Genomic DNA, 15,183 nt, shown 5'->3' on the forward strand with positions numbered 1-15,183 from the left:
TGATTATGCTAGTATAAATAGGGTTGATATAGTAGTATAGAGACAGAATGAAAACTGAAAGAGGGTAAGAAGTATGTGTGGTTTTGTAGGATGTTTATGTGAAAACCCTAGAGAGTTTTCAGAAACAGAAAAACATCAATTTGAAAATATGAACACGATGATTTTCCACCGTGGTCCAGATGACGAAGGATATTTTCGTGATGAACATGTACAATTTGGCTTCCGCCGTTTAAGCATCATTGACTTAGAGGCAGGACATCAGCCGCTAACTTATGAAAATGATCGATATGTAATTATTTTTAATGGTGAAATTTACAATTATGTAGAATTACGTGAAATGTTACTTGAAAAAGGTGCAACGTTTGCAACGCAATCTGATACAGAAGTTATCATTGCATTGTATGCACATATGAAAGAAAAATGTGTAGATTACCTTCGTGGTATGTTTGCGTTTATGATTTGGGATCGTGAAGAAAAGAAACTTTTCGGTGCACGTGACCACTTCGGTATTAAACCATTATATATCGCACAACAAGGTGATACTACATTCTTCGCATCTGAGAAGAAAAGTATTATGCATGTAATGAAAGACAACGGAGTTAATCCAACGTCACTACAACATTACTTTACGTACCAATATGGTCCAGAACCAGAAACATTAACAATTGATGTTAATAAAATCGAGCCTGGTCATTATTTCGTAAAAGAAATCGGAAAAGAGATGGAAATTCATCGTTACTGGCAACCTTATTTCAATGCTTCAAGCGCAACGAAAGAGGAGCATATCCAAGCAATTCGTGATGTGTTATACGATTCAGTAAAAGTGCATATGCGCAGTGATGTACCAGTAGGTTCATTCCTTTCTGGTGGTATCGATTCATCTATTATTGCTTCTATCGCAAGAGAAATGAATCCAAATCTTTTAACATTCTCTGTTGGTTTTGAGCAACGCGGTTTCAGTGAAGTTGATGTTGCGAAAGAAACTGCTGAGAAATTAGGCGTTAAAAACCATAACGTATTCATTTCAGCGAAAGAGTTTATGGATGAGTTCCCAAAAATCATTTGGCATATGGACGATCCTTTAGCAGATCCAGCAGCTGTACCGTTGTATTTCGTTGCAAAAGAAGCACGTAAACATGTAACAGTTGTTCTTTCAGGTGAAGGTGCAGACGAGCTATTTGGTGGTTATAACATTTATCGTGAGCCAAACTCACTAAAAATGTTCTCTTACATTCCTAGCCCAGGTAAGAGCGTGTTAAAAGCATTAAGCGGTGCTCTTAAAGAAGGATTTAAAGGAAAGAGCTTCCTAGAGCGTGGATGTACACCAATCGAAGAGCGTTACTATGGAAATGCGAAAATCTTCCGTGAAGAAGAAAAAGCTGAATTAATGAAGTATTACAATGAAAGTGTTAACTATATGGATATCACGAAACCATTGTATAACGAAATTAAAGATTATGATGATGTAAGCAAGATGCAATATATCGACATGTTCACATGGTTACGTGGCGACATTTTATTAAAAGCTGATAAAATGACAATGGCAAACTCATTAGAACTTCGTGTACCGTTCTTAGATAAAGAAGTATTTGATGTAGCATCTAAAATTCCGACAGAATTTAAAATTGCTAACGGAACTACGAAAGCTATTTTACGTGAAGCAGCACGCGGAATTGTTCCAGATCACGTGTTAGATCGTAAAAAACTTGGATTCCCAGTACCAATTCGTCACTGGTTAAAAGACGAAATGCATGACTGGGCTGTAAATATTATAAATGAAAGTAAAACAGAGCATTTAATCGACAAACAGTATGTATTAAACTTACTGGAAGCACATTGTGCAGATAAAGGCGATTATAGCCGTAAAATTTGGACTGTACTTGCGTTTATGGTATGGCATCAAATTTATGTTGAGCATAAATACGATACGAATAAGTTCCATGAAGAAACAAAACGTGCGTATAGCTTAGTTTAATAAGAAAAACCTTAAGATCGCATATGGTCTTAAGGTTTTTTTCATAAATAGAACTTAGTATTGATACAATAATAGTAAAAGGATGGACAACATATGATTACGTTTGAGAAAGTAACTGTAGAAAATAAAAGCGTTGTTACAGAAATGTTCCGCTCACATAGTTTAAGTGAGAAAAAGGTACGGTATTGTGTAAAAGTTGATGATACATATATTGGTGTAATAGATTACAGTGTGCACGAAGACAGTGCTGTTTTATCTCAATTAATTATTCATTTGGATTATCAAAGTTATGGTTACGGAACAAATACGTATTTTACATTTGAAGATATGATGAAACAAAGAAATGTGAAAGAGATAAAAATACTACAAAAGGAATTAACGGAACAAGCGAAAAATTTCATAGAAAGTTTTGGGTTTAGTGAGGAAGAGGGAACGTATGTGAAGAAAATATAACGATGATCAGTTATGCGGAAAATAAATATAAGGCAGGTGGATGTATGACGATTACTTCTGGTCTTGTAGTAATTGGAGGGTGTTTTATAGTAGCGGAAATAAGCCATATTTTCATTCGGAAAAGAATGAATAAGAAAAGAAAGCCATATGAATTACAATTTGTCCCTGTGTTTTTCATTTTATTTAGTATGCTTGCTATATTACAAAACATGACCAACTTCCCACCACTTTTGAACATTTTTTTAAAGTTTGGCCTGCTATATAGCGGTGCCGGAATAGCTCTTTTATTTATTTTATTTTGCATACGTTATATTCACTATCAATCGTATATTTTTATTTTAAATTGGTTAAAGCAAACTGATAGAAACCGCCTTACATAAGGTGGTTTTTTATTTGCAATTGTAACGAAAGTTGTACATTTCACATAAAATAGGACGAGTAGTAATGTAAACTTATTAAACGAAAGAAAGGGATGAAACGGGAATATGAAACTTGTTATAGATGCAGGGCACGGTGGAGATGATTCTGGTGCTGTTGGTAATGGTTTAGTAGAAAAAAACTTAACACTTCAAATCGCGAGACGTGTTCGAGACATTTTATCTACAAACTACCCAATTACTATTAAAATGACACGTGATAGTGATGTATTTATCTCTTTATCAGAACGTGCTAATATTGCTAATTCTTTTGGCGCAGATTACTTTATCTCATTTCATATAAATAGTGGCGGGGGTACTGGTTTTGAAAGTTATATTTATAACGGGTTATCTAACAGTAGCTCCGCATATGCAAAGCAACAAAAAATTCATGCAGCAGTCAATCCTGTATTAACAAAATACGGCCTTCGTGACCGAGGGGCAAAAAAAGCAAATTATGCAGTACTAAGAGAGACTGCAATGGATGCAATTTTAACTGAGACTGCTTTTATTGATACAACGTTTGATGCAAATTTATTGAAAAATCCACAATTTATTGAAGATCTAAGTCAAGCATATGCAAACGGAATAGCAGCTATTTTTGGATTAGCTCCAAATCCGAATCCTCCAAATCCACAACCTCCAAACCCTCAGCCAACACCACAAACGAAGGGGATTGCTTATATACTTGGGAAAAATGTAAATTTAAGAAGTGGCCCGTCAACATCTTCTTCAGTTATTCGTCAACTAAACTCTCCAGAATCGTATGTCGTATATCAAGAAAGTAACGGATGGTTAGACTTAGGAAATGGACAATGGGTGTATAATGACCCTTCTTACATTAATTTTGTAAAGACGAGCAATAGCGATGGGAGCGCAATTGGTGTCGCATATATACAAGGAACGAATGTGAATTTAAGAAGTGGTCCATCAACATCTTCTTCAGTTATTCGTAAATTAAATAAGCCGGAATCTTATTTAGTATTTATTAATCAAAACGGATGGTTGAACCTTGGTGGAAATCAGTGGGTGTATAATGATCCATCGTATATTAAATATAATCAATATTAGGAAATGAATTTATAATGTAATACGAATGCGTATCTATGTATAACATAGATACGCATTTTAAGAACGTCTATTATTTTCATACTTATACACTTTATTTTAAAAAGAAGCATTTGAATAGCGAATAGAATCTAAATAGTATATATAAAAAAAGTTTTCTGATATGCATTGACAATGTATGTAATATACATTAACCTTTAATTGTTAATGATAATCGATTTCATCTAGGGAGGACATATGGTACATACTAAAAAAATGTTTATGTTCTGCATTATGATACTTATGGTAATAATTGCAGGGTGTAGTAAAGAAGAGAAAAAAGAAAATGATCCATCAGCTAAAGCAAAAGATTCATATACTGTAAAGCATGCAATGGGTGAAACGACAGTAAATGGTACACCTAAAAAAGTCGTTGTTTTAACAAATGAGGGTGCTGAAGCACTTTTAGCTGTCGGAGTAACGCCAGTTGGAACTACAAAACCACGTGCTGGTGATGATTGGTATCCCCATCTAGTGAAAGAGTTAAAAGATACGAAAGTTGTAGGAACTGAGCGTGATATTAATTTAGAGGCAGTAATGAAGCTTAAGCCGGATTTAATTATCGGGAATAAAATGCGTCATGAAAAAATATATGAGCAATTGAACGAAATAGCTCCAACTGTATATGCTGAAACATTGCGTGGGGATTGGAAGGAAAACTTTACTCTCTATACAAAAGCTGTAAATAAAGAAAAAGAAGGCCAAAAGGCTCTTGAAGATTATAAAAAGCGTATTGAAGGAATGAAAGTGAAGCTAGGAGATAAATTAAACTCTAAAGTGTCCATTATTCGCTTCGTGCCAGGTGATGTTCGTATTTATCAAAAGAATTCATTCTCAGGCGTTGTATTAAATGATATTGGATTTAAACGACCACCATTACAAGATAAAGATGAATTTGCGATAAAAGGAATTACAAAAGAGCAAATTCCAAATATGGACGGGGACTACTTATTCTATTTCACATCTGATAAAGATGCGGATAAAAATAATGAAGGAAACACTTTAGCAAAAGAATGGACTGAAGATCCACTATTTAAGCAACTACAGGCTTCTAAAAATAATAAAGTATTCCAAGTAGATGAAGTAATTTGGAATACAGCAGGCGGAATTAAAGCTGCAAACCTTATGTTAGATGATATTGAAAAATATTTTCTTAAATAAATAAATGAATGGTAGAGTGCATCACTTTTGTAAAGTGATGTACTTTTTTAATGGGTAAAAAACAGAAAATTCCTTCTTTTGAGTGTCGATAAGTTGTACAATAAAACCAATCATGGAATAAAGGAGTGGGAAAGAATGAAAGCTACTCATAAAGATTGGATTTTGTTTAACGGTAGAATTGTAAATACGAAGGAAGAACAGCCTATGGTCCCATTGGAGGAGAGAGGCTTTCAATTTGGTGACGGTATATATGAGGTATTCAGACTATACGATGGGAAACCACATTTATTAGATTTACATTTGGAACGCTTTTTTAAATCTATGAAGGAAATAAAAATTGTTCCACCGTTTACAAAGGAAGAGCTAGTTGAGGAACTTCACCAAATGATTGAAAAAAATCAATTTCAAGAAGATGGGAACGTATATCTACAAATCTCAAGAGGCGCTCAACCACGTAATCATGTATATGAACGAGATATACAGCCCACATATTTTGCAAATTTAGTTTCGTTCCCAAGACCAGTTGCTTCGATGGAAGCAGGGATAAAGGTAACAGTGGAAGAAGATATACGGTGGAAGTTTTGCCATATAAAATCTTTAAATCTGCTTCCAAATATCATGATTAAAAATAAAATAAATGAACAAGGATATCAAGAAGCGATATTAATAAGAGATGGAATTGTAACGGAAGGTTGTCATTCAAATTTCTTTATCGTGAAAAATAATAAATTGATTACACATCCAGCGGATCATTTCATTTTACATGGTATTACTCGACATTTTGTAATTACGTTAGCGAAAGAGATACATATTGAAGTAGAAGAACGAGAATTTTCCTTACAAGAAGTGTATGAAGCTGATGAGTGCTTCTTTACAGCAACACCACTTGAAATATTCCCAGTCGTCCAAATTGGAGATGAGCAGTTTGGAACCGGTGAAAGAGGAACAATTACGAAAAAATTGCAAGCTGCTTATGAAGAAAGTATTAGTTTGTTTAAAGTTACAAATTAATAATGATGAAAAAAAGCTGGTATTCTTCCAGCTTTTTTTCATGATATAATTCAACTATAGGACAAGTTTTCAAAACGCTATAAAAGGGGATTTAATATATGAATTATGAAGCTTTTAAAGAAGTAATTCACGGAAGACGAAGTGTTAGAAAGTTTACAGAACAAGAAGTATCTACTAGTGATATAAAAGAGATAATTGATTGTGCTCGTTATGCACCGAGCGATACGAACTCACAAACGTGGGAGTTCTTGGTTATTATGAATCGCGAGAAGATTAAAGAAATTGAACAAATGACATGGGATGCATTACATAAACTTGCGGCAAAAGCGGCTGAAAATGGAGAAGAAAAAGCAGGGAAATTACTTACACGTTCTTTCGGACCATATGCGACAGCTTTCTCTGAGGCGCCAGTATTAATCGTATGTTTGGCAACACCATATGAATCAAAGTTTCGTGAGAAGATATTTGATCCAATTGCTTTTGTACCAGATGTAGTTTGGGAAGAAGAAGGAATTAAGAGCAGCTGTTTAGCGGCACAAAACTTAATGTTAGCTGCACATGCGAAAGGGCTTGGTACTTGTCCGATGACAGGACCGGTACTGTTAGCTCAAGATGAACTGCGTCAATATTTACAAATTGAGCCTGAAAAACAAATAAATATGGTAATTTCACTCGGGTTTCCGAAAGATAAGCCGAAGAAATTATCTCGAAAAGAAGTAGATGAGATTACAACGTTTATTTATTAAATACTAGATAAAAAGACATTGGAAAAACAATGTCTTTTTATTTTTATGGATATTTTGTTTTAATTTTGGGCTAAAATGATGAATAAGAAATAATTTCCATTTATTACTTAAAAAAAGTTAATGTTCTATTAAGGAAAGTATGATACATTAATCGTGAGCAATCTTGTATTTGTTCATGAAAGTGTTAAAACTAGTTTTAATACCATAAAATTATTTTTGTATAATAAATTACAAAGAAGTTACAGGGGGGATGAATTTTGAAGAAATTCATAATCGCTGGATTGTCTGTATTGCTATTAGTAGGTTGTGGTGCTCCAACGGAAAAGGAGGACGCACAATCTAATCAGAAAGAACAGGTTGTAAATGCAAGTGATGAGAACATGGTTGTATTTCCAGAAGGAGCAATGCCAATTGGTGAGGGGAAAGTAAAAGTAATAACACCAGATGGTACTACTGAAAATGGTAATATACCAACTGTATTCATAAAAAAGGATACTTTAATTCAGCAAGTTGAGTTAGAACTATCTAATTTTCAAAACGATAAAGACACATTCGTATTTGTAGATCAAGTGTATGCAGATAAACATCAATTAACTAGTACAACACAGACAACAGTACAATTAAAAGAAAAGACTCTTGAGACAGGTAGTCATACGATTACTGCAGTTCAGTATGAAAACAATGACCCGAAAGGAAAAGTCATGAGCTTTAATCAAGCGACGTTTGAAACAAAACCTGCGTCTTAAGAGGAATAAAAAGTACATTACTCTAAAAAGTAGTGTGCTTTTTTGTTTGAATGGTGTAATAGAGAATAATATGTTTCACTCCCAAGTAAGAATGAATAGAAAGAAATTATTTTTTACTATTACGTAAAAGGACGGAAGTGAGAGTTTTAGGCTAATAATTCGTATTTTTTTACCTATTATAATGGTTTCGGTAATTTACTTTACAAGAGGAAATTGAAGTTGCGCTCAATTATCAAATTCATGACTTGTTAATTGGAACGGTATGTTTTGTCATTGTGTACTGGTTTTATGATAAACTTGGATTAAGGTAAGTTTTGCAAGAAAAATGTAGGTATTTCATGTGAAATGTCGAATAGTACATATGATGTCGTAATAACTAATTTTCTATTGTTTACTGTGAAACAGACGAAGGAGAGATAGTAGTAATGAAGCGAGCTCTTATAAATATTGATTATACATATGACTTTGTAGCTGAAAAAGGTGCTTTAACTTGCGGGAAACCAGGCCAAGAAATTGAGAAGGAAGTTGTACATATAACGAAGCAATACATTGAAAATGGAGATTATGTAGTGTTTGCAATTGATAAACATGAAGAAAACGATGTATATCATCCAGAAGCAAAATTATTCCCTCCTCATAATATAGCAGGTACAAATGGAAGAGACTTATTTGGTGAATTACAAAATGTATACGAAACATATAAAAATGCAGAGAATGTATATTACATGGACAAAACACGATACAGTGCTTTTGCTGGAACGGATCTAGAGATGAAGCTTAGAGAAAGAGGAATAGAAGCAGTTCATCTTGTAGGTGTATGTACTGATATTTGTGTTCTTCATACGGCGGTAGATGCTTATAATAAAGGGTTTAAAATTGTCGTTTATGAAAAGGCGGTTGCATCTTTTAATGCGCAAGGACATGAATATGCACTTGGACATTTTAAAACATGTTTACATGCAGAAGTGAAGTAAAAAAGAGGCCTTCAAAAAGGCCTCTTTTTTACGTTTAAATGGAGACGATTTGTTGCTCAATTAGTTTTTTAATGAAGGGGCTAATGTTTTCTGGTAGTTGATGTAAATCGAAAAATTGCACATGTAATGATTCAACTCCGTCTGCTTTTAACAAGCCACCTGTACTGTAATGTCTTTGCAAAGATAAGCGATTGTAATAGGGTAAAATTCATCTCCATTTGGTAATTGTACAAAAAACTCTTTATCTGAAAATACACTTACTAATTGAAGTGTACCAATTTCAATACCTGTTTCTTCAAGCACTTCTCGTTTTCCACCTTCTTCAGTTGATTCACCAAGCTCTACAATACCTCCAGGAACACCCCAAACGTCATTTTGTCTTTGTTGTAGAAGTATTTGTCCTTGTTCATTTAAAACAGCTACAGCAACTCCTGCTAAATTGAGTGGTCTTGATCCAACCACTACTCTTAGTTCTTCAATATATCCCATTGGTTGTGACCGCCGCGAGTAAAAATGTTTTCAAATGAACTATTCGGTGTCATGTGCATATTTTCCTTTGAACGTGGTGAGTATTACAAACTTAAAATAAAGTTGTTTATAAAAAATACTATTGTAATCTCCCTTTAGATTATGAAAAAGGGTATATTTATAGTAAATAGAAAAGGATATCTGAAGTTGGAAGATTGATCGAAAGATTATATTGTTGAAGATGAATTAGGAATACATAATTAAGAAAGTGATATTAAAAGCTGGGGAAAAAGATGTTCCGAAAAAAGTGTTGAGATGATAGATGCTTATTTACAATAAAGTAGCTTTGCATGAAATTTTACATTAGTAAGGAAGTGGATAGATGAGTTTATTAACGTATACTGAGGAATTTTTTAATTACGTAAGGGAGTTTTTACTTTTAAGGTTTTTACTATTTGCTTTAGTTCTTATCATTATTTCATTTGTCATAAACCGCATTATTGATTGGTTTTTTAGAAAGTCCAGTTTTTTTGATGAAGAGGTAGAACAGACGATTCAAAGTGTAATTCGATCTATTATAAGATATATCATTATCATAAGTCTTATCATATATTTAATTAGTCAATTTGTAGATATAAAAAGTATTATTGCAGGTGCAGGGATAGCGGGAGTTGTCATCGGTTTTGCGGCACAACAGATGCTGAAAGATGTTATATTAGGCTTCGCAAGATTAGCCGATAAAGAGTTTCGTGTTGGCGATTTTGTTACTTTTAACGGAACCAATTCAGGGACTATTGAGGAAATTAGTATTCGTTTTATGCAAATTCGTGAATGGTCAGGAAAACTCCTTACCATACCTCACGGAGAGATTAGAACGATACAAAATTTTAATAAAGGATGGATGCGAGTAATTGAACGAATTACGGTAAGCTATCAGGAAGATCCTACAAGAATTAAGGGATTGTTAGAAGAAGTATGTGTTATTTGCAATGAAAAATTGGACCGAAATCTGTATAGAGTAGAGGATGAGGCTGTTGAGCCATTTAAATATGTTGGTGTTACAGACTTAAATCCTAACCTTAAATATGTTGGATATGAATTTTGTATTACAGGTTTGATTAAGCCAGAAGATTATTTTGAAACTTCTAGACAAGTAAGATTTGAATTAATGTCTATGTTCCATAAAAATCAAGTACAAATGCCAGCGGCGAATATGTTCGTTAACGCTGAAAGTGTACAGAATATCCATGGGGGACAATCTTTATCGGACAATTAAAGAAAACTAGCTAATTTCTCTTTTCATTTAGAATTTGGATTGTAGATCAGCAGATTTGAATGAACTGAATGGGATACTTCTTAAAAAAGTAATTTTAACATTTGGCACAGTTCAGGAATAAGAATGATGTTGCTAAAAATTGACAAATAAAAAAGAGCTGAAGGAATTCAGCTCTTTTTTATTTGTAGAATTTAGAAATTTCTTAATGTTATAATGGTACTTGGTGATGAGAATGAACTTTGACGAAAAAGAGATGCATCGATTAGAAGCATTAAAAGAAATTGCTGAGTTGTTAAATGAAGCAACAAACTTACAGGAAATGTTAGAAAAAGTATTACATACATTGTTACAAGTTATGAATTTACAAACAGGGTGGATTTTCTTCATTGATGAAAGTGGAAAGTACCGTATGCTTGTAGATCAAAACTTACCACCAGCTCTTACGTGGCAAGAGAAGAAGCCGATGTGTGAAGGGGACTGTTGGTGTGTAGAACGCTTTGTAAATGGAAGATTAGAAAAAGCGACAAATATTATTGAATGTAAGCGTATTGAAGATGCGATTGAGTGTAATTGGGGTGAAACAGAAGATGTTACACACCATGCGACAATTCCGCTTAGGTCTGGATCAGAGAAATTTGGTCTATTAAATGTGGCCTCGCCTCATAAAACATATTTTTCTGAGGAAGAGTTAGCGTTATTAGAATCGATTGCATTTCAAATTGGAACGACAATCCAACGCATTCAGTTAGTCGAGAAAGAACGTAAATACGTAGTTGTAGCTGAAAGAAATCGATTGGCTCGTGATTTACATGATTCCGTTAAACAATTGTTATTTTCTATTATGCTAACAGCTAAAGGTACTTTAAATATGACGCAAAATAGAGACTTGCAAGAGATGTTAAGTTATATTGGAGAATTATCACAAGAAGCATTACAAGAGATGACGCTATTAATTTGGCAATTAAGACCTGAAGGATTAGAGAAAGGTTTAGCAGAAGCAATTCAAAATTACGGCAAGCTATTAGGGATTCAAGTGGAAGTTCGAATTGATGGGATGGTTTCAATTGAAGATGAAATAGAAGAAGTTTTATGGCGTATAAGCCAAGAAGCATTACATAATTGTAAAAAACATGCTTCTTGTGAAAAAGTATGTGTTCATTTAAGGGTAGAAAATAATAAGTTGTATTTTTACATAGAAGATAACGGAATAGGATTTATACAGGAGCAAGTAAGAGAGTCAGCACTTGGTTTGAAAAGTATGAAAGAACGAATTGAATTAATGAGGGGTATTTTTCGAATAAAAACAAAACCGGAAATGGGAACGAAAATAGAAATTCAATTACCGGTTTGAAAGGAAGAACGTCTGTGAAAATTAAATTACTACTCGTAGAAGATCATCATATCGTTCGAAGGGGCCTCGTATTCTTTTTCAAAACGAGAGAAGAATTTGAAATTATTGGGGAAGTAGAAAATGGTAAAGAGGCATTAACTTTCGTTCAAAAAGAAAAGCCAGATGTAGTATTAATGGATGTATCAATGCCGAAAATGGATGGTATTGAAGCGACAAAGCACATAAAACAATATGATGAAACAATAAAAATTCTTATGCTTAGTAGTTTTTCAGAACAAGATTATGTTTTACCAGCACTCGAAGCTGGAGCAGATGGCTATCAATTAAAAGAAGTGCAACCTGAGCAACTTGTAGCATCAGTAATTGCAGTATATGAAGGGAATACAAATTTTCACCCGAAAGTAACTCCTGCATTATTCGGTCGGCCATTAGTTAAGAAGGAAAAAGAAAATCCTTTTTCTATGTTAACGAAAAGGGAGCAAGAGGTACTTCGTGAAATCGCGAAAGGAAGAAGTAATAAGGAAATTGCAGCAGAGCTTCACATTACAGAACAAACTGTGAAAACACATGTTTCAAACGTTCTGGCTAAATTGGAAGTGGATGATCGTACACAAGCTGCATTATACGCAGTGAAGCATGGGGTTATATAGGAGGGGCATATGAAAGAAAGGGCTGTATTACAGCAGTATATGTCAAGTTTATCTGAGGCCGGTTTTTTTTTATGGTACGGTACTTATTGCAAAGAATGATGAAATATTATTAAGCGAAGCATTTGGAACAGCAAATTTTACATATAATAAACTCTATGTTATAGTTCCAAAACGTTATGGTGTATTGTATAAACTAGAGCTTCACCTCTGTTCTTTACGTGATGAAGTTGCAACATTTCGAACGACATACATAGATGAAAAAGTAAAAATAAATACACAAACAGGATTATTATGTTTTGAAGATGTTACGTCAAAATGTATAAAAGCTAATAAATTATATTGTGATACCAAATAAAGGTTTTTCTTCTTTCAATAATTAGGTACAATATAGCTACGATGGAAGGGGAAGATATGCTATGCCCGGTACAAAAAGTGGGATTGGAAAGATACAGGCTTCGTTAAATGGTTTATCACCGAAATTGCGAAGTATTGCCGAACATATTTTAAAACATCCACAAGATGTTGTACATAAATCAATAACAGAGTTAGCGGAAGTTACGAATAGTTCCGAAGCAACGATATTCCGCTTATGCAAACATCTTGGTTTTCAGGGTTTTCAAGATTTAAAAATTACATTAGCTCGTGAAATTGTACATACACCGATGCAAAATATTCATGAAGAAGTATCAGCAGAAGATAATATGGTAACTGTCGCTAAAAAAGTTTTTCATTCACATATTACAGGGCTGCAAGATACATTACATTTGTTAAATGATAACGCGTTGGAACAGGCAGTAAGTGCGCTAAAGGAAGCGAAGCGAATTGAGTTTTATGGAAATGGTGGATCTGGTATTATTGCGATGGATGCTTATCATAAGTTTATGAGAACAGGTATTTCTTGTATAGCCCATACGGATTCTCATTTTCAAATTATGGGGGCTGGCTTACTTACAAAAGAAGCAGTAGTCATTGCAATTTCTCATTCGGGCAGTAATAAAGGGTTACTTGAAGCGTTAGAAGTAGCAAAGACGAGGGGAGCCCGCATTATTGCGATTACGAGCTATCAGAAATCAGCATTGAGTCAACTTGCTGATATAACACTTTATACTTCAACACGTGAAACAGAATTTCGTACGGAAGCAAGTTCATCACGATTAGCGCAGCTAAGTTTATTAGATACTTTGTATGTGGGATTGTCGTTGCAACGACAAGAGGAAACACTAAAAAATTTACAAAGTATACGTGAAACAATTTCGATGAAGCGAATATAAAAAGCTCTTCAAATGAAGAGCTTTTTATATTGCTGAATAGTTTGTTGATATATCCTCTAGATCTACTGGTTCTAATTGTCTATAGAAATATGCCACTTACTTATAGTTATAAACTCTCACCTTTAAAATATTCTTTTTTAAACCTCCATATACTTCGCATATACAATCAAAAAACCACTTGGGTAATAATTCAAATATTGTTCAATATTTTACAATAGGCTTATAAAATTACATGTTATGATGAACATGTAATGATGATTGAACACTTAATTTTGGCACAATAATTAGCCAAAACAGTGAGGACAAGAGTTGTGAGATGAGCTCATCGAAACTCTAAAACACTAAAGGGGAGATCACATATGAAAGCAGTAGTGGTTAATAAAAACAGCAAAGCAAACATCGAAGTTATTGAAAAGGAATTACGTCCGTTACGCTCAGGCGAAGCGTTAGTAGATGTAGAGTATTGTGGAGTTTGCCACACTGATTTACACGTTGCGAATCATGATTTTGGTAACACGGATGGCCGTATTCTTGGTCATGAGGGTGTAGGTATTGTTACTAAAATTGCTGATGATGTAACTTCACTTAAGATTGGTGACCGTGTAAGTATTGCATGGATGTTTCAATCTTGTGGACGTTGTGAATATTGCGTAACGGGTAGAGAAACATTCTGTCGTGAAGTTAAGAATGCTGGTTATACAGTAGATGGTGGTATGGCTGAAAAATGTATCGTTACAGCTGATTATGCAGTGAAAGTACCAGAAGGATTAGATCCTGCCCAAGCATCATCAATCACATGTGCAGGCGTAACTACATATAAAGCTATTAAAGTATCTGACATTAAACCTGGTCAACCTATCGTAATCTATGGTTGTGGTGGATTAGGTAACCTAGCTATCCAATATGCTAAAAATGTATTTGGAGCAAAGGTAATTGCAGTAGATATCAATGATGATAAATTAGCCTTAGCAAAAGAGGTTGGTGCTGATATGACTATCAATCCAATTTCTCAAGGTTCTGCTGATAAGATTGTTCAAGAGGCGTTTGGTGGTGCGTATGCTGCTGTAGTAACAGCCGTTTCTAAAGTAGCCTTCAACTCAGCGGTTGATGCAGTGCGTGCTTGCGGTAAAGTAGTTGCGGTAGGTTTACCAGTAGAAACTATGGACTTAAACATTCCGCGACTTGTATTAGATGGAATTGAAGTAGTTGGTTCTCTAGTTGGTACTCGTAAGGATCTAGAGGAGGCATTTATGTTCGGTGCAGAAGGAAAAGTAGTGCCGGTTGTTCAAACTTGTCCACTAGATGAAGTACAAGATGTATTCGAAGAAATGGAACAAGGTAGAATTCAGGGGCGTATGGTAATCGATTTTAAACAGCACAAGTGTAATTGCGATAGTAAATAATTCACTTTTTTAAATCATCGGTGGTTTGAATCTCCTTAAATAATGAAAAAGTTAGGTTTTGGGCATGATTCCGGTATTGAACGAGGGCACTGAAAAACTCCATCTGATTCCACTTAGCGAGGTATTCGACGATTCAATCGTCGAATACCTCGCCTTTTTAATTTATAATAGAGAG

At 34.3% G+C, this 15,183-nt stretch carries 14 protein-coding genes and 2 pseudogenes; 15 read left to right on the forward strand and 1 reads right to left on the reverse strand.

What is annotated here, in order from left to right:
• The first annotated feature begins 73 nt into the window (after window positions 1-73).
• From asnB to ACQKNR_RS23370, 10 genes and pseudogenes are all read left to right on the forward strand, one after another.
• Window positions 74-1,975, forward strand: coding sequence for an asparagine synthase (glutamine-hydrolyzing) (asnB, locus tag ACQKNR_RS23325; protein ID WP_427321034.1), 1,902 nt, complete (start codon window positions 74-76; stop codon window positions 1,973-1,975).
• A gap of 93 nt (window positions 1,976-2,068) precedes the next feature.
• Entirely contained in the window at window positions 2,069-2,428 is a 360-nt protein-coding gene (locus ACQKNR_RS23330; protein ID WP_427321036.1) for a GNAT family N-acetyltransferase, read from the forward strand.
• Window positions 2,429-2,472: 44 nt separating this feature from the next.
• Entirely contained in the window at window positions 2,473-2,808 is a 336-nt protein-coding gene (locus ACQKNR_RS23335) for a hypothetical protein (protein WP_427321064.1), read from the forward strand.
• Window positions 2,809-2,913: 105 nt separating this feature from the next.
• The gene (locus tag ACQKNR_RS23340) at window positions 2,914-3,915 is read left to right on the forward strand and encodes an N-acetylmuramoyl-L-alanine amidase (RefSeq protein ID WP_427321038.1); all 1,002 of its coding nucleotides are present in this window, start codon (window positions 2,914-2,916) and stop codon (window positions 3,913-3,915) included.
• A 234-nt stretch (window positions 3,916-4,149) separates the two neighbouring features.
• Entirely contained in the window at window positions 4,150-5,112 is a 963-nt protein-coding gene (locus tag ACQKNR_RS23345) for an ABC transporter substrate-binding protein (RefSeq protein ID WP_427321040.1), read from the forward strand.
• A 135-nt stretch (window positions 5,113-5,247) separates the two neighbouring features.
• Window positions 5,248-6,123 carry a D-amino-acid transaminase gene (gene dat, locus ACQKNR_RS23350; protein ID WP_427321042.1) on the forward strand — a complete coding sequence of 292 codons (876 nt, stop codon included), beginning with the start codon at window positions 5,248-5,250 and terminating at the stop codon, window positions 6,121-6,123.
• 98 nt (window positions 6,124-6,221) lie between these two features.
• The gene (locus ACQKNR_RS23355) at window positions 6,222-6,869 is read left to right on the forward strand and encodes a nitroreductase family protein (protein WP_427321044.1); all 648 of its coding nucleotides are present in this window, start codon (window positions 6,222-6,224) and stop codon (window positions 6,867-6,869) included.
• 257 nt (window positions 6,870-7,126) lie between these two features.
• Window positions 7,127-7,615, forward strand: coding sequence for a hypothetical protein (locus ACQKNR_RS23360; protein WP_427321046.1), 489 nt, complete (start codon window positions 7,127-7,129; stop codon window positions 7,613-7,615).
• A gap of 70 nt (window positions 7,616-7,685) precedes the next feature.
• Window positions 7,686-7,926, forward strand: a pseudogene (locus ACQKNR_RS23365) (hypothetical protein).
• 114 nt (window positions 7,927-8,040) lie between these two features.
• The gene (locus tag ACQKNR_RS23370) at window positions 8,041-8,589 is read left to right on the forward strand and encodes a cysteine hydrolase family protein (protein ID WP_427321048.1); all 549 of its coding nucleotides are present in this window, start codon (window positions 8,041-8,043) and stop codon (window positions 8,587-8,589) included.
• A 34-nt stretch (window positions 8,590-8,623) separates the two neighbouring features.
• On the opposite strand, the pseudogene ACQKNR_RS23375 reads toward ACQKNR_RS23370, so the two are convergent.
• Window positions 8,624-9,078, reverse strand: a pseudogene (locus ACQKNR_RS23375) (NUDIX hydrolase).
• 361 nt (window positions 9,079-9,439) lie between these two features.
• On the opposite strand from ACQKNR_RS23375, the gene ACQKNR_RS23380 reads away from it, so the two are divergent.
• The 5 genes from ACQKNR_RS23380 (at window position 9,440) to adhP (ending at window position 15,008) form a co-directional block, all read left to right on the forward strand.
• Complete coding sequence (locus ACQKNR_RS23380; protein WP_427321050.1) at window positions 9,440-10,333, forward strand: mechanosensitive ion channel family protein; 894 nt, start codon at window positions 9,440-9,442, stop codon at window positions 10,331-10,333.
• 253 nt (window positions 10,334-10,586) lie between these two features.
• A complete protein-coding gene (locus ACQKNR_RS23385; RefSeq protein ID WP_427321066.1) occupies window positions 10,587-11,684 on the forward strand; it encodes a GAF domain-containing sensor histidine kinase in 1,098 nt (365 codons plus the stop codon).
• A 14-nt stretch (window positions 11,685-11,698) separates the two neighbouring features.
• Window positions 11,699-12,334, forward strand: coding sequence for a response regulator (locus tag ACQKNR_RS23390; RefSeq protein WP_427321052.1), 636 nt, complete (start codon window positions 11,699-11,701; stop codon window positions 12,332-12,334).
• 416 nt (window positions 12,335-12,750) lie between these two features.
• On the forward strand, window positions 12,751-13,605 hold the full coding sequence (locus ACQKNR_RS23395; RefSeq protein WP_427321054.1) for a MurR/RpiR family transcriptional regulator: 855 nt from the start codon (window positions 12,751-12,753) through the stop codon (window positions 13,603-13,605).
• A gap of 359 nt (window positions 13,606-13,964) precedes the next feature.
• The gene (gene adhP, locus ACQKNR_RS23400; protein ID WP_427321056.1) at window positions 13,965-15,008 is read left to right on the forward strand and encodes an alcohol dehydrogenase AdhP; all 1,044 of its coding nucleotides are present in this window, start codon (window positions 13,965-13,967) and stop codon (window positions 15,006-15,008) included.
• The last annotated feature ends 175 nt before the right edge of the window (window positions 15,009-15,183 follow it).

Source organism: Bacillus sp. NPDC094077, assembly GCF_050279465.1.
GTDB lineage: Bacteria > Bacillota > Bacilli > Bacillales > Bacillaceae_G > Bacillus_A.